At 56.9% G+C, this 15,312-nt stretch carries 11 protein-coding genes; 7 read left to right on the forward strand and 4 right to left on the reverse strand.

The features are described 5' to 3' along the window. Positions 1–40 precede the first annotated feature (40 nt). Genes dpaL through arcC form a run of 4 tightly spaced genes read left to right on the forward strand, consistent with a single transcriptional unit; the run spans position 41 to position 4,886 of the window. The gene (dpaL, locus tag NNN71_RS04450; RefSeq protein WP_271457967.1) at positions 41–1,240 is read left to right on the forward strand and encodes a diaminopropionate ammonia-lyase; all 1,200 of its coding nucleotides are present in this window, start codon (positions 41–43) and stop codon (positions 1,238–1,240) included. A gap of 32 nt (positions 1,241–1,272) precedes the next feature. Beyond that, positions 1,273–2,490 carry a YgeY family selenium metabolism-linked hydrolase gene (locus NNN71_RS04455; RefSeq protein WP_064545433.1) on the forward strand — a complete coding sequence of 406 codons (1,218 nt, stop codon included), beginning with the start codon at positions 1,273–1,275 and terminating at the stop codon, positions 2,488–2,490. Between the two features lie 44 nt (positions 2,491–2,534). Further along, positions 2,535–3,941, forward strand: coding sequence for a dihydropyrimidinase (hydA, locus tag NNN71_RS04460; protein WP_163446373.1), 1,407 nt, complete (start codon positions 2,535–2,537; stop codon positions 3,939–3,941). A gap of 12 nt (positions 3,942–3,953) precedes the next feature. After that, complete coding sequence (arcC, locus tag NNN71_RS04465; RefSeq protein ID WP_223802638.1) at positions 3,954–4,886, forward strand: carbamate kinase; 933 nt, start codon at positions 3,954–3,956, stop codon at positions 4,884–4,886. A 49-nt stretch (positions 4,887–4,935) separates the two neighbouring features. Here the strand turns inward: arcC and yqeB are convergent, their stop codons facing one another. Both yqeB and yqeC read right to left on the reverse strand, forming a co-directional pair. Beyond that, positions 4,936–6,561, reverse strand: a complete 1,626-nt coding sequence (gene yqeB / locus NNN71_RS04470; RefSeq protein ID WP_223802639.1) for a selenium-dependent molybdenum cofactor biosynthesis protein YqeB — start codon at positions 6,559–6,561, stop codon at positions 4,936–4,938. Between the two features lie 42 nt (positions 6,562–6,603). Next, a complete protein-coding gene (gene yqeC, locus NNN71_RS04475) occupies positions 6,604–7,362 on the reverse strand; it encodes a selenium cofactor biosynthesis protein YqeC (RefSeq protein ID WP_271457968.1) in 759 nt (252 codons plus the stop codon). 38 nt (positions 7,363–7,400) lie between these two features. On the opposite strand from yqeC, the gene NNN71_RS04480 reads away from it, so the two are divergent. The 3 genes from NNN71_RS04480 to ssnA all read left to right on the forward strand — a co-directional run bounded on the left by NNN71_RS04480 (position 7,401) and on the right by ssnA (position 12,643). Continuing rightward, positions 7,401–7,985, forward strand: a complete 585-nt coding sequence (locus NNN71_RS04480; RefSeq protein ID WP_163446377.1) for an NTP transferase domain-containing protein — start codon at positions 7,401–7,403, stop codon at positions 7,983–7,985. Positions 7,986–8,240: 255 nt separating this feature from the next. Next, positions 8,241–11,312 (forward strand): putative selenate reductase subunit YgfK, encoded by a 3,072-nt coding sequence (ygfK, locus tag NNN71_RS04485; RefSeq protein ID WP_271457969.1) that lies wholly within the window; start codon positions 8,241–8,243, stop codon positions 11,310–11,312. Beyond that, positions 11,309–12,643, forward strand: coding sequence for a putative aminohydrolase SsnA (gene ssnA / locus NNN71_RS04490; RefSeq protein WP_271457970.1), 1,335 nt, complete (start codon positions 11,309–11,311; stop codon positions 12,641–12,643). The genes ygfK and ssnA overlap by 4 nt, the downstream gene beginning before the upstream one ends. Positions 12,644–12,797: 154 nt before the next feature. Here ssnA and NNN71_RS04495 read toward each other — a convergent pair whose 3' ends face one another. After that, complete coding sequence (locus tag NNN71_RS04495; RefSeq protein WP_249023256.1) at positions 12,798–13,262, reverse strand: 4Fe-4S dicluster domain-containing protein; 465 nt, start codon at positions 13,260–13,262, stop codon at positions 12,798–12,800. After that, positions 13,259–15,199, reverse strand: a complete 1,941-nt coding sequence (gene ygfT / locus NNN71_RS04500) for a formate-dependent uric acid utilization protein YgfT (RefSeq protein ID WP_271457971.1) — start codon at positions 15,197–15,199, stop codon at positions 13,259–13,261. The genes NNN71_RS04495 and ygfT overlap by 4 nt, the downstream gene beginning before the upstream one ends. Between the last annotated feature and the right edge of the window lie 113 nt (positions 15,200–15,312).

Raw genomic sequence — 15,312 nt, forward strand, 5'->3', positions numbered from 1 at the left:
GCCAGCATCACTCCCCCGTAATGATGAATAAGGACAGTGTATGTCTGCTTTCTCACTGAAAATGGATATTGCCGATAACCGTTTTTATACCGGTGAAACCTCGCCGCTGTTTGCGCGTCAGCCTGCGCAACAGGCGCGCCGTTTCCATCAGAAAATTGCCGGTTACCAACCCACGCCGCTGTACGCGCTGAATGAACTGGCCACCCTGTTTGGCGTAAACAAAATTCTGGTGAAGGACGAGTCGCAGCGATTTGGCCTTAACGCTTTCAAGATGCTGGGCGGTTCTTACGCGATTGCACAATTACTGTGTGAAAAGTACCAGTTGGATATCAACGCGCTGTCACTCGATGGCCTGAAATCGCGCATTAAAGAAAAAATGACCTTCGCCACCACCACCGATGGTAACCACGGACGCGGCGTGGCGTGGGCGGCGCAGCAGTTGGGGCAAAACGCGGTGATTTACATGCCGAAAGGTTCAGCTCAGGAACGCGTGGACGCCATTCTGCGTCTGGGCGCAGAGTGTATCGTCACCGACATGAACTATGACGATACCGTGCGCTTCACCATGCAGACGGCGCAGAAAAACGGCTGGGAGGTGGTACAGGATACCGCATGGGATGGCTACACCAAAATCCCCACCTGGATTATGCAGGGCTACGCCACGCTGGCCGATGAAGCCGTTGAACAAATGTCGGCGATGGGCATCGCTCGCCCAACGCACGTTTTCCTGCAGGGCGGCGTTGGCGCGCTGGCAGGCGGCGTGCTTGGCTACCTGGTAGACGTCTACGGCGCGGAGAATCTGCGCTCCGTCATCGTTGAGCCCGAGCTGGCCGACTGCCTCTACCGCTCCGGGGTGAAGGGGCAAATCGTCAACGTCGGCGGCGATATGGCCACCATCATGGCGGGGCTTGCCTGCGGTGAACCCAACCCGCTCGGCTGGGAAGTTCTGCGCAACTGCGCCAGCCAGTTTATCTCCTGCCAGGACGCGGTTTCCGCACTGGGTATGCGGGTGCTGGGTAACCCGCCTGGCCACGACCCGCGCGTCATTTCCGGGGAGTCCGGCGCGGTCGGCCTTGGCGTACTCGCCGCCGTTCACTATCACCCACAGCGCGACGCGCTCATGAACAAACTGCAGCTGGATAGCCACTCCGTCGTGCTGATCATCAGCACCGAAGGCGACACCGACGTGAAGCATTATCGGGAAATCGTCTGGGAAGGTAAGCATCCGGCAGCACAATAAATCCTACAAATTCAGAACTGGAGAACATCCTCATGGCTAAGCATATTCCTTTTAAACTGATTGTTGAAAAAGCCAACCACTACCAACAGGACATGACCCGCTTTCTGCGCGATATGATTGCTATCCCAAGCGAAAGCTGCGACGAAAAACGCGTGGTGCACCGCATCAAAGAAGAGATGGAAAAGGTCGGTTTCGATAAAGTGGAAATCGACCCTATGGGTAACGTGCTGGGTTATATCGGCCACGGCCCGCGTCTGGTGGCGATGGACGCGCATATTGATACCGTGGGTATTGGTAATATCAAGAACTGGAGCTTCGACCCCTATCAGGGCATGGAAACCGACGAACTCATCGGCGGGCGCGGCGCGTCTGACCAGGAAGGCGGGATGGCGTCGATGGTCTACGCCGGCAAGATTATTAAAGATCTGGGGCTGGAAGACGAATATACCCTGCTGGTGACCGGTACGGTGCAGGAAGAGGACTGCGATGGGCTTTGCTGGCAGTATATTATCGAACAGTCCGGCATTCGTCCGGAGTTCGTGGTCAGCACCGAACCCACCGACTGCCAGATCTACCGTGGTCAGCGCGGCCGCATGGAGATTCGTATCGATGTCTCTGGCGTCAGCTGCCACGGCTCCGCGCCAGAACGCGGCGACAACGCCATCTTTAAAATGGGGCCGATTCTCAACGAACTGCAGGATCTTTCCCACAAGCTGGGCAACGATGAATTCCTCGGTAAAGGCACCCTCACCGTCTCGGAAATCTTCTTTACCTCACCAAGCCGCTGCGCGGTCGCCGATAGCTGTGCCGTTTCCATCGACCGTCGTCTGACGTGGGGTGAAACCTGGGAAGGCGCGCTGGAGGAAATTCGCGCCCTGCCTGCGGTACAAAAAGCCGGTGCGGTGGTCTCTATGTACAACTATGACCGTCCATCCTGGACCGGGCTGGTGTATCCGACCGAATGCTACTTCCCGACCTGGAAAGTGGAAGAGAATCACTTCACCGTGCGTGCGCTGAGCAATGCCTATGAAGGTCTCTTCGGCAAAGCCCCGGTGGTCGATAAGTGGACCTTCTCCACTAACGGCGTCTCGATCATGGGCCGTCACGGCATTCCGGTGATTGGTTTTGGTCCGGGTAAAGAGCCGGAAGCCCACGCGCCAAACGAAAAAACCTGGAAGTCACACCTGGTCACCTGCGCCGCAATGTATGCCGCAATTCCGCTGAGCTGGCTGGCCACCGAGTCACTGTAGTCCGCTATTCCTCCCGCCGTTCGCGGCGGGAGTCTGGAGTTTATATGCGCGTACTGATTAAAAACGGCACCGTCGTCAACGCCGACGGACGGGCCAGACAGGACCTGCTTATTGAAAACGGCCTGATTAGCCGACTGGCCGAAGAGATAACCGTCGAACACCCCTGCGAAGTGATTGACGCCAGCGGCTGCTACGTGATGCCCGGCGGCGTGGATGTTCATACCCATTTCAACATTGATACCGGTCTGGCCCGCAGCTGCGACGATTTCTTTACCGGCACCCGCGCCGCGGCCTGTGGCGGTACAACCACTGTCGTCGATCATATGGGATTTGGTCCGGCAGGCTGTCGGTTGCGCCATCAGCTGGAGACCTATCACGGTTACGCCGCTTACAAAGCCGTCATTGACTACAGCTTTCACGGCGTCATTCAGCACATCAACGCTGCGATCCTCGATGAAATTCCCATGATGGTCGACGCGGGGATCAGCAGTTTCAAACTCTATTTAACCTACCAGTACAAGCTGAGCGATGACGACGTACTTCAGGTGATGCGCCATCTGCACAGCGCGGGCGCACTGACCACCGTGCACCCGGAAAACGACGCCGCCATTGCCCGTAAACGCGCTGAATTTCTGGCACAGGGGAAAACCGCGCCGCGCTATCACGCCCTGAGCCGGCCACTGGAATGCGAAGCGGAAGCTATCGCGCGCATGATTAACCTGGCGCAACTCGCTGGTAATGCGCCGCTGTATATCGTGCATCTGTCGAACGGACTGGGGCTGGAATACCTGAAGCTGGCGCGTTCGCGTCATCAACCGGTGTGGGTGGAAACCTGCCCGCAGTATCTGTTGCTCGATGACCGCTGCTATGAACGCGAGGATGCGCTGAAATATCTGCTCAGCCCGCCGCTGCGTAATGCCAGCAACAATGACGCGCTGTGGTGCGGGGTGAGCGACGGCTCCATCGATGTGATAGCCACCGATCATTGTGCCTTTTCGATGGCCCAGCGTCAGCATCTGTCAAACGGCGATTTTAGCCGCTGCCCGAACGGTCTGCCGGGGGCTGAAAACCGTCTACTACTGCTGTTCTCTCACGGTGTGATGACCGGACGAATTACGCCCGAACATTTCGTCGCCCTCACCAGCGCTAATCCGGCGAAGCTGTTCGGCCTGTGGCCACATAAAGGCGTGCTGGCGGCAGGTGCGGACGGCGACGTGGTGATTATCGATCCGCGCCGGACGACTACCATTCGTCACGAAATGCTGCACGACAACGCCGACTATTCGCCGTGGGAAGGTTTTATCTGTCAGGGCTCCATCCGCCAGACGCTGTCGCGTGGCCGGGTCATCTTCAGTAACGGCACCTTCTGCGGCGTCGCCGGTCAGGGCCGTTTCCTGCGGCGCGCCCCCTTTTCTTCCGCAGCCCTTCCTGTAAGCGGCATGCCATCTTAAAGAGAGGATTTCATGAGTAAAAAAATCGTACTCGCCCTGGGCGGAAACGCACTGGGGGACGATCTGGCCGGGCAAATGCAGGCCGTTAAACAAACCTCACAGGCCATCGTCGACCTGATTGCACAAGGCCATCAGGTGGTAGTAACCCACGGCAATGGCCCGCAGGTGGGGATGATCAATCTGGCGTTTGAAGCCGCCGCCAAAACCGATGCCCATACCCCAATGCTGCCAATGTCGGTGTGCGTGGCGCTGAGTCAGGGGTATATCGGTTATGACCTGCAAAATGCGCTACGCGAGGAGCTGCTGTCACGCAATATGGATATTCCGGTCGCCACGCTGATTACCCAGGTGGAGGTTGACGCCAACGATCCAGCATTCAGTAACCCTACCAAGCCGATCGGCTCCTTCTTCAGCAAAGAAGAGGCGGAACAGCTGGCCCAAAAGGGATACATCCTGAAAGAGGACGCCGGGCGCGGATATCGCCGCGTGGTCGCCTCACCGCAGCCGATTGATATTATTGAAAAAGAAACGGTAAAAGCGCTGATGGATGCCTGCCACGTGGTGATCACCGCCGGCGGCGGCGGGATCCCGGTGATCCGCGAGGGGAATCATCTGCGCGGTGCCAGCGCGGTCATTGATAAAGATTGGGCCAGCGCGAAGCTGGCAGCCATGATTGATGCCGATATGCTTATCATTTTGACCGCGGTGGAGAAAGTGGCCATCAACTTTGGTAAACCCAACGAGCAGTGGCTGGATAAACTCACTTTAGGCGACGCCGACCGTTTTATTGCTGAAGGACATTTCGCAAAAGGTTCCATGTTGCCGAAGGTGGAAGCTGCAGCCTCCTTTGCCCGTTCCCGTCCTGGGCGTAAAGCATTGATCACAGTGTTGAGCAAAGCGAAGGAAGGTATTGAAGGTAAAACCGGCACCATTATCGAAGGATAAAACCACCCAATAACGCCGGGGCCAGGCTCAGCGCGGCCCCGGCGTTGGCTTATACGGCAATTGGGCTACGATTCTGCTGTTTAATGCGTTGATTTGTCAGCATCATCAACGCTTCCAGCACACCACCACCAATCGCCCTCGCCTTGTCCGATACGCTGGTATAGTCAGCCTTATCACCGCGCGGGTCGATATCGCTGATTTTAAAACCAATATCGACCACCAGACCATCGTTGAGCAGCCCGCGCACCATACCGCTGAGCGGAGCCCGAATTTCAGCCTCACCAACGGTGGCAATCACATCGCCCTCGTTGACGATGTCGCCCAGCTTCACGCGAGCGCGCATCACGCCCGCGCCTGGCGCGCGGATCACGCGTTTGGCGGTATGCCCCATAATATTTCCCGGTACGCCGGTGTTCTCCTGCGCGCGACCTTGATAGATGACCTGCCCCAGCCAGTGACCACGATTGGTTTCAATCACCGCATGACAGTCGGTTCCCGCGCAAAAACCCGGCCCAAGCGCAATCACCGACGGGGCCAGCCCGCAGTGAGTCCCCAGATTCTCTTTCGCCAGGATCGCATCCACCACGCAGTCGGGCTTCAGCTCGCGCAGCGACTCGCACAGCGGATCAACCAGCACCGGAATGGTACCGCTCTCCGCCACCCGCATAGCGTCTTGGGCAGAGGCAACATGACGCGCGGTCACACCTTCTACCGTCATTTCACCGTCAAATATCGCCTGGGCAAAAGCCACAGTACGGCGAATCACCGTCGGTTTCTCCACCTCCAGCATCACCACTTTAAAACCGGCATGCCACAATCGCAGCGCCACGCCCGTCGCGATATCGCCCGCCCCGCGAATAACCACCCGCAGCGGTTGCGTTGGCGAGTCGCTGGCCATCATCAGCCCGCCCGGCGCGCGATTTTTCACCTGTAAGATCTCCGCCAGCACGCTGATGGCGATTTCATGCGGCGTCTCGGCGCCAATGTTATAGCCCACCGGCGCGTGCAGCCGGGCGATATGTTCCTCGGCAACGCCATTCTCGCGCAGCTGACGTAAAAACACCTGCACCTTACGACGGCTGGCAAGCAGGCCCAGCCAGGCGGTGGGCAGTACGACCAGCTTATCCAGCGCTTCGCGATCCTGATTATTGGTGGCGATCAGCACATAGTTATCCGGCTGAACGGCCAGTTTTTCCACGGCATCGCCGAAGCTCTGTGCTTGTACCAATTGGGTGAACGGCGGGAAACGTTCAGGATTGAGGCTTTCCGGGTAAATATCCGCCACCGCGATTTCAAAACCCAGCAATGCTGCGCTCTGAGCCACAGCACGATTCACATGACCGGCGCCAATCAACACCAGCCTGGGGCGCAGGCCATGAACGCTGATGTACACCGACATCGCGCCGCCGCAGTCCGAGCCCACCGCATCGGCCCCGGTACGCGCCATCCGGCCATGAAACATGCGCGAGGCTTTTTCACGCAGGGCATCGAGGGCTTCATCAATGACCCGGCGTTCAACCATACCGCCGCCGATCGTTCCGACAATACTGCCGTCATCACGGACCAGCATCTGCGCGGAATGTCGGGGGGTGGAACCGCGACTGTCGACGATTTGCGCCAGCGCGAACGGACGGTTTTGTGCTTCGAGTCTTGCCGCTTCTGAGAAAATATTCATAACAACCTCAAATGGATATTCCTTGATCACCCCAGAATGGAGTCACTTTCTCACTCGTCTGCGCGTAATCGCCGGACGCGACTGGACCGAACCGGCCCAGATGACGTCGACATCCTTTCTCATTATCAAATTGCCAGGCTGCAAATTCTCATTTTGAGAAAGTTGGTTGAGCAGCCAGATACGCCGGCAGCCCGTTGGCGCGCCTTTAAACGCGCCTTGCGGATGCTGAACCAGGCGATGCAACATCGGCCACATGAGCGCGTCATGCGCCGTAGCGCCGGTGATGCGGGAAAAAAGTGGCCAGCGGTGGACAGTGGCTGGCCCAATCGGTTTTCCGAGCATCCCTGCTCCTGTAATGGCAACTACGCAACAACAGGAATGAGGGATGCAAGGTTCATGCTCATCCGGCGCTTTAAGTGCAAAACCGTGAGCGCCGTCAGCTTCTACCAGCACGACGTCCACCAGGCCACTCGCCATGAGCGCGTCCAGTTGGGCGGGCGTAAAGCCTCTGACCTTTCCTGACGCCGGCAGCCAGGCAGAAAAACACGCCTGTATCGGCTGCTGCCAGAATGTGGCGGGCAGTGTCTGCGGATCGCGGCACAGGGTGACCGGCAAGGTGTGGGGGACAAACATATGGGTCGTGGTGGTCAGCAGCACGCGTCGCCCTGCCTGCTGAAACAGCTCTGCCAGCCAGAACAACGTGCTGGTTTTCCCACCCGCCCCCACGGCGGCAATCAGTAAAGGGCTAGCAGTGGCGTTCAAATCACATAATAATTCGTCAACGTGCGGTATATTTTCCATGTTGCGCGATATCCCTATATTCAGGAGCAAAGATAAAAATGGAGGTCGATTGCATTATTACCGCCGCGGGGCTGTCCTCTCGAATGGGACAATGGAAAATGATGTTACCCTGGCAGGATGGCACAATACTTGATGCAAGTATTAAAAATGCGCGCCGCTGCTGCTCGCATATTATTTTAGTGACCGGATTTCGCCATAAGGAGCTAATAACACGATATTCTGGCATGCCCAACATGACCCTGATTTATAATCCTGACTTCCGCCAGGGGCTCTATTCTTCGGTAAAGGCGGGTATTCAGGCATTACGCCATGATTATTGTTTTATCACCCACGGCGATTTACCATGCCTCGACGATGGTGTTTTTGATGAACTCTGGCAACAGCGCTTCGAAGGTACGCTGCTGCCATATTACGCGGGCGTGCCGGGGCATCCCATTCTCACGTCTACCGGTAATTTGCAGCAGTGTTTAAGCGACGCTCACCAGACCTCGGTACGTCAATGTCTACTCACAGGCCCCTATCGTAAGCTAACGCTCAATAATCCCGCAATTATCCTCGATATTGATACCCCGGAAGACTTTACTCGCTTAAATAAGAACCACAATACATCAATGCCCAAATGATATTATCAATTTGATAGCCCGCTATCATTATTGATAAATAAGCAAAGCGTCTTTGCCTGAGTGATTTTAATTCTCATCAACAAATCGAATCACGCTGCATCACGCCGTTTTAACTTTAGATCTCTCTCACATTTCCTGACTAATTCTCTCTATTACCTCAATATCTGGTGTGATTGTTGCTGACCTCCCCTTATCCGTCGGAATTATCTCAATACCGGCCACTATGATTTAACAGGTAAGTCTAAGGAGAGGATTATGGGCGATATCATGCGTCCCGTTCCGTTTGAGGAACTCTTAACGCGTATTGTTGATGAATATCAGAATCATCGTTCCATCTTTGGTATTCCGGAACAGCAGTTTTATTCACAAAACAGCCCGCATAAGGTGAGCGTGTTTGGTGAAACCTGCGCGACGCCGATTGGCCCGGCGGCGGGGCCGCATACCCAGCTGGCGCAAAATATTATTACGTCCTGGCTGACCGGTGGACGGTTTATCGAACTGAAAACGGTACAAATCCTCGACCGTCTGGAGCTGGAAAAACCCTGTATCGACGCCGAAGATGAATGTTTCAATACCGAATGGTCCACCGAGTTTACCCTGCTTAAGGCGTGGGATGAGTATCTGAAGGCGTGGTTTATTCTGCACCTGCTGGAGGAGATCCTGCCGCTGACGCCGGTTAAAGACGGCAAGTCGTTTATCTTCAATATGAGCGTCGGCTATAACCTCGAAGGTATCAAACAGCCTCCGATGCAGCAGTTTATCGACAACATGATGAACGCCGGATCGCATCCCAAGTTTGCCCAGTATCGCGACACGCTAACTCGCTGGCTGCGACAACATCGGCCAGAAAACGCCGCGCTGGTGAACCGCATTCCGGCAAAACTGGTTCAGGGGGTGACGCTCTCCACGATGCACGGCTGCCCGCCGGGCGAAATTGAAGCCATCTGTCGCTATATGCTGGAAGAAAAGCAGCTGAATACCTTCGTGAAACTCAATCCGACGCTGCTGGGCTTCAAGCGAGTACGTGAAATTCTCGATACCTGCGGCTTTGGCTATATTGGCCTGAACGAAGCTTCTTTCGACCACGATCTGAAAATTGGCCAGGCGCTGGAAATGCTTAAGCGCTTGATGACGCTGGCCAAAAGTAAAAATCTTGGCTTCGGTGTGAAGCTGACCAATACCCTCGGTACGGTAAACAACAAAGGCGCGCTGCCGGGCGACGAAATGTATATGTCCGGACGCGCGCTGTTCCCGCTGTCAATCAACGTCGCCGCCCTGCTGTCGCGCGAGTTTGACGGCAAGCTGCCTATTTCCTACTCCGGCGGCGCCAGCCAACTGAACATCCGCGATATTTTCGAGACCGGCATCCGCCCGATCACCATGGCCACCGATCTGCTGAAGCCCGGCGGCTATCTGCGCTTAAGCGAATGTATGCGCGAACTGGAACAGGCCGACGGCTGGCAGATGACTCAGGTCGACGTGAAGCGCCTGAACGCGCTAGCGGAAAAAGCGGTCAGCATGGAGTATACCCAGAAGCACTGGAAGCCGGACGATCGTATTGATGTCGGCGAAAAATTGCCGCTGACCGACTGCTACGTTGCCCCTTGCGTGAGCGCCTGTGCCATCAAGCAAGATATCCCGGAGTACATTCGACTGATGGGCGAACAGCGCTACGTTGACGCGCTGGAACTTATCTATCAGCGCAACGCGCTGCCGGCCATTACCGGTCATATCTGTGACCATCAGTGCCAGTACAACTGCACACGCCTCGACTACGATAGCGCGCTGAATATTCGTGAACTGAAGAAAATCGCCCTCGAAAAAGGCTGGGATGAATATCAGCGTCGCTGGCATAAACCCGCCGGTTCCGGCACCCAGCACCCGGTGGCAGTGATTGGCGCCGGTCCCGCAGGGCTGGCCGCGGGTTATTTCCTCGCACGCGCAGGTTACAGTGTCACGTTATTTGAACGCGAAGCTAACGCGGGCGGCGTGGTGCGAAATATCATTCCGCAGTTCCGTATTCCCGGCGAGCTTATCCAGCAGGATATCGACTTTGTGGTGAGCCACGGCGTCAACATCGTCTACGGCTGCGACCCGCACCTGACGGTGGAAAAACTTCAGCAACAGGGATACCGCTACGTTCTGGTCGGCACCGGTACCGATAAAAACAGCGGCGTGAAGCTGCAGGGCGATAACCCGAACGTGCGTAAATCGTTGTCCTTCCTGCGTGAATATAACCGCGGCGATAACCTGCAGTTAGGTAAGCACGTGGCCATCATTGGCGCGGGCAATACCGCGATGGACTGTGCCCGTGCCGCCCTGCGCGTGCCGGGTGTAGAGCAGGCAACCGTCATCTACCGCCGTTCGCAGCAGGAGATGCCCGCCTGGCGCGAAGAGTATGAAGAAGCGGTACACGATGGCGTCACCTTCCGCTTCCTGAATAATCCGGAGCGATTCGATGCCGACGGTACACTGACCGTACGCGTCATGGCGCTCGGTGATGTGGATGAAAAAGGCCGCCGCCGCCCGGTAGAGACAGCAGAAACCTGTACGCTACAGGTCGACACGCTGATTACCGCCATCGGCGAGCAGCAGGACGGTGACGCGCTCGCGGCGATGGGCATTCCGCTGGACGCAAACGGCTGGCCGGAAGTGAACGCCGACGGTGAAACCCGTAAAGCGGGCGTTTTCCTGATTGGCGACGTTCAGCGCGGCCCCTCTTCAATTGTCTCCGCCATCGGTAACGCCCGCCGGGCAACGGATACCATTCTGGCGCGAGAAAATATCCGCAGCCACCATGGCGATAAACACTGGAACAACGTGGATCCCGCTGAAGTTTACCGGCGTAAAGGCGCCATTGTGGTTGCCAATGTTGGCAAAGACGATCGCGACGCTTTCGTCGCCCAGGAAGCCGCACGCTGTCTGGAATGCAACTATGTGTGCAGTAAATGCGTGGACGTTTGCCCGAACCGCGCCAACGTGTCGATTGCCGTCCCCGGCTTCGAAAATCGCTATCAGACGCTGCACCTGGACGCCTACTGCAACGAATGCGGTAACTGCGCCCAGTTCTGCCCATGGCAGGGCAAACCGTACAAAGACAAAATTACCGTCTTCAGCCTGCCGCAGGATTTCAGCAACAGCAGCAATCCAGGCTTCCTGGTCGAGGGGAATCGCGTCCATATTCGTCAGAATGAACAAACCTGGCTGCTGACCCTCGACGACCATGGGGAGTTCAATCAGATACCACCGCAGTTAGACGCCATGTGCCGCATCATCAGCCATGTCCATCGTCATCATCACTATCTTCTGGGGGCCGTTGAAGTATGAGCCAGTTACTGCTGAAAAATGCCACCATCGCCCAACTCTATCCGGCAATGGTGCAGGAAAATGTCGATATCGTGATTGAAAATACGGACATCATCGCGGTCGGGCACGATCTTTGCCATCACTACCCGCAGGCAAAAATCAAAGAGATGCACGGCAAGCTGGTGATGCCGGGGATGGTCTGCTCACATAACCACTTCTATTCGGGATTATCGCGCGGTATCCAGGCCAATATCGCCCCGAGCCCGGACTTTATCTCCACGCTGAAAAACCTATGGTGGCGGCTGGACCGCGCGCTGGACGAGGAATCGCTGTACTACAGCGGGCTTATCTGCGCGATGGAGGCGATTCGCAGCGGTTGTACGGCCGTCATCGACCATCATGCCTCGCCGAACTACATTGCCGGGTCGCTCAGCCAACTGCGTAACGCTTTCCTGAAGGTCGGCCTGCGCGGCATGACCTGCTTTGAAACCACCGATCGTAACGGCGGCCAGCAAGAGTTGCAGGCCAGCGTCGAAGAAAATATCCGTTTTGCGCGCGAAATAGACCGTGCGCGGGAAGCCGGGAAAGCACCTTATCTGGTCGAAGCGCATATCGGCGCGCACGCGCCGTTCACCGTGACCGATGCGGGTTTATCCATGCTCAGCGAAGCGGTGAAAGCGACCGGGCGCGGGCTGCATATCCACGCGGCGGAGGACAGCTACGACGTCTCGCATAGCCACCATCACTACGGTAAGGATTTACTGGTTCGCCTCGCGGAATTTGACCTGATCGACCGTAAAACACTGATTGCTCACGGCCTGTATCTCTCCGACGCCGATATCGCCTTGCTCAACGAGCGCGACGGGTTCCTGGTGCATAACGCGCGTTCGAACATGAATAACCACGTGGGCTATAACCGCAAGCTCGTCGCCTATCGCAATCTGGCGCTGGGTACCGACGGAATCGGCTCCGATATGTTCGAAGAGCTGAAGTTCGCCTTCTTTAAACATCGCGACGCCGGTGGCCCGCTCTGGCCAGACAGCTTTGCTCGTGCGCTCAGTAACGGTAATACCTTGCTCAGCCGCAACTTCAATGCGCAATTTGGTCGTATTGCAGCGGGATATAAAGCGGATCTCACCGTCTGCGACTATCTGCCGCCCACCCCGTTGGTGGCGGAGAACATCGCCGGACATATTGCTTTTGGCATGGGATCGGGCAGCGTGCACAGCGTGATGGTCAACGGCGTGATGGTCTATGAAAACCGTGAGTTTACCTTCGACTGCGAGCCGATTTTTGCCGAGGCGCGCAACGTGGCGGCGAAGATGTGGAAACGGATGGATGAGCTAGACTGATCCACAACCAATGGCCCGGTCGCGCGTGCTGGCCGGGTCAACAAACTAAATTTTATAAAACAGTGTATTGGGGGCAATGGGCGACGGCACAAAGCCAAAATACAGATCGTGACGCAGTTGTCGCCGGGGAAGTCACTCATCCCCGGCAATCACGTCAGAACGCGGTGGTTATCTTGCGCTGCTTTTGCATTTCCGCCAGCGTCTCACCGGTGATTTTGCTTAACGCAGAGGTTGGACAGACGTCAATACAGGCCGGGCCGCGCTCGCGCCCGTGGCAGAGATCGCACTTCACAATCGTTGCCGGCTGATTTTTAGCTGACGCAATGTTAATCACGCCAAATGGACAGGCCACCACGCAGCTCTGACAGCCGATACAGCGGGAATCATCGGCTTCAACCCGCTCGTCCCCCATACTTAATGCACCTACCGGGCACGCCCCCACGCAGGGGGCATTTTCACATTGATGACACATCACCGGCACGCTAAGCGTATCCAGACGCAGCACCGTTAAGCGCGGCGCGAACGCCGCAGACTCTGTGGCATGTTCCAGCGCGCAGGCTATCTCGCAGGTGCGACAGCCGATACAGGACGCCGGATTAGCCATGATAAAGCTGGTCATTCCCCCTCCTTACTCTTAAACAGCGTCAGTATTTCACTGGCGGCCTGACGCCCCGCCACCATCGCCGTGACCACCAGGTCAGCGCCGTGTACCGCGTCACCGCCGGCAAAAATCTTGTCATTGCTGGTTTGCGTGGTGCCGCGACCGCTGCCACCGGTGCGAATTTGGCCCCAACGGTCCAGCTGCACGCCATGGCCGCGTAACCACGGCATATCATGGGCCTGGAAGCCAAATGCCATGATCAGCACATCCGCCTGGAGCTCAAAGCCGGAGCCAACAATCGGTCTCGGACGACGACGTCCGTCCGGGCCGGGTTCCCCCATGTCGGTGCGGATCATACCGACCGCGCTGACCTGTCCCTTACGGTTGCGCTGGATATACTGCGGCTGGACGTTGAACTGGAATTCCACGCCTTCCTCCCGCGCGTTGACCACCTCTTTTTTCGACCCCGGCATGCTCAACTCGTCTCGACGATAAGCGCAGGTCACGCTCGCGGCCCCGCGTCGTACCGCCGTACGCAGGCAGTCCATCGCAGTATCGCCACCGCCCAGCACCACGACGTGCTTGCCCTGGATATCGATAAGCGGGTACTCCGGACTCTCTTCCAGCCCCATCACCTCGCGGGTGCTGGCAATCAGGAACGGCAGCGCCTGGATCACACCCGGCGCGTCTTCACCTTCGAGCCCCGCCGCCATCAGGCCATAGGTACCGACGCCAAGGAACACCGCGTCGTAATTGGCGACTAAATCGTTAAAGTCGACATCACGCCCTACTTCCTGGTTCAGATGGAATTGAATGCCCATTTCGCTGAAGATCGTCCGGCGCATACCGAGGATCCCTTTATCCAGCTTGAATGGCGGGATACCGAACGTCAGCAGCCCGCCAATTTCCGGATGCTTATCAAAAACATCCACCTGCACGCCTGCGCGCGCCAGAATATCGGCGCAGCCCAACCCGGCAGGCCCGGCGCCAATAATGGCGACCCGCTCCTTACGCGGCGTCACGCCAACCACCTGCGGACGCCAGCCCATCGCCAGCGCGGTGTCGGTGATGTAGCGTTCGAGATTGCCAATCGCGACCGAGCCGCCTTCGTTTTTCAGCGTGCATGCCCCTTCACATAAACGATCCTGCGGACACACGCGGCCACAGATTTCCGGCAGCGAACTGCTCTGGTGGCACAGCTCCGCCGCTTCAATGATTTTTCCTTCATTAACCAGGCGAATAAAATCGGGAATGTGGTTATGCAGCGGACAGGTCCAGTTGCACCACGCTTTCTGCGCGCAGCTCAGGCAGCGTTCGCTCTCATATTCTGCGGCTGAGCAAGACAAACCGTAGTAAATCTCCTCGAAATGCGTTTTGCGCAGCGCGGCGTCCACCTTCCCGGCGCCGACGCGAGGCGGTTTTGCCAGAAACATTTCGCGACGGCCTGGCTGACGCGGCTGCACCGGCTGTCCGAGCACAGTCCGCGTCTGGCGCTCACGGCGTAATTTCTCAAGCTGCTGTTCGTCCATCAAGCGCAGCGCCTGCGTTGGGCAAGTTGCCACACAGGCCGGTTGCCCGCTGGGATGTTCGCTACACAGGTCGCATTTCTGCGCCAGCTGTGGCGCATCTTCATTGGCGGCCACCATTTCGATGGCCCCGAATGGGCAACTGATGACGCAGTTCTTACAGCCTATGCATTTTTCCTGCTTCAGTTGAATGCTGTTATCGGCGAAATAAAGGGCGTCGGTTGGGCAGGAAGCCACACAGGGCGCGTCGTTACAGTGGTGACAGGTGGCGGTACGACTCTCTTTACGGTGGAAAACAACATGAATACGCGGCATGAAATCCTGCCGATGTAACGGCCAGTTATCCTGATGATGGGCGGTAACGCAGGCAACCTCGCAGGCATGACAACCAATACAGCTGGCGGCATCAGCAACAATAAATCGGTTCATTAGCTTCCCTTTTATTATTCAGATATTCATCAAGGGTCGCGATGCAATATTCAGGCGCATTTTTGGTTTCGCGTCTGTCGAGGTGATTTTTTGCGATACAGGTCAAATAAACC

The sequence above is a fragment of the Kluyvera sp. Awk 3 genome (assembly GCF_028069715.1).
GTDB lineage: Bacteria > Pseudomonadota > Gammaproteobacteria > Enterobacterales > Enterobacteriaceae > Kluyvera > Kluyvera georgiana_A.

Bases quoted from the DNA above. Each gene is read 5' to 3' on its own strand.
- dpaL (WP_271457967.1), top strand. From the start codon at position 41: ATGTCTGCTTTCTCACTGAAAATGGATATTGCCGATAACCGTTTTTAT.
- NNN71_RS04455 (WP_064545433.1), top strand. From the start codon at position 1,273: ATGGCTAAGCATATTCCTTTTAAACTGATTGTTGAAAAAGCCAACCAC.
- hydA (WP_163446373.1), top strand. From the start codon at position 2,535: ATGCGCGTACTGATTAAAAACGGCACCGTCGTCAACGCCGACGGACGG.
- arcC (WP_223802638.1), top strand. From the start codon at position 3,954: ATGAGTAAAAAAATCGTACTCGCCCTGGGCGGAAACGCACTGGGGGAC.
- yqeB (WP_223802639.1), bottom strand. From the start codon at position 6,561: ATGAATATTTTCTCAGAAGCGGCAAGACTCGAAGCACAAAACCGTCCG.
- yqeC (WP_271457968.1), bottom strand. From the start codon at position 7,362: ATGGAAAATATACCGCACGTTGACGAATTATTATGTGATTTGAACGCC.
- NNN71_RS04480 (WP_163446377.1), top strand. From the start codon at position 7,401: ATGGAGGTCGATTGCATTATTACCGCCGCGGGGCTGTCCTCTCGAATG.
- ygfK (WP_271457969.1), top strand. From the start codon at position 8,241: ATGGGCGATATCATGCGTCCCGTTCCGTTTGAGGAACTCTTAACGCGT.
- ssnA (WP_271457970.1), top strand. From the start codon at position 11,309: ATGAGCCAGTTACTGCTGAAAAATGCCACCATCGCCCAACTCTATCCG.
- NNN71_RS04495 (WP_249023256.1), bottom strand. From the start codon at position 13,262: ATGACCAGCTTTATCATGGCTAATCCGGCGTCCTGTATCGGCTGTCGC.
- ygfT (WP_271457971.1), bottom strand. From the start codon at position 15,199: ATGAACCGATTTATTGTTGCTGATGCCGCCAGCTGTATTGGTTGTCAT.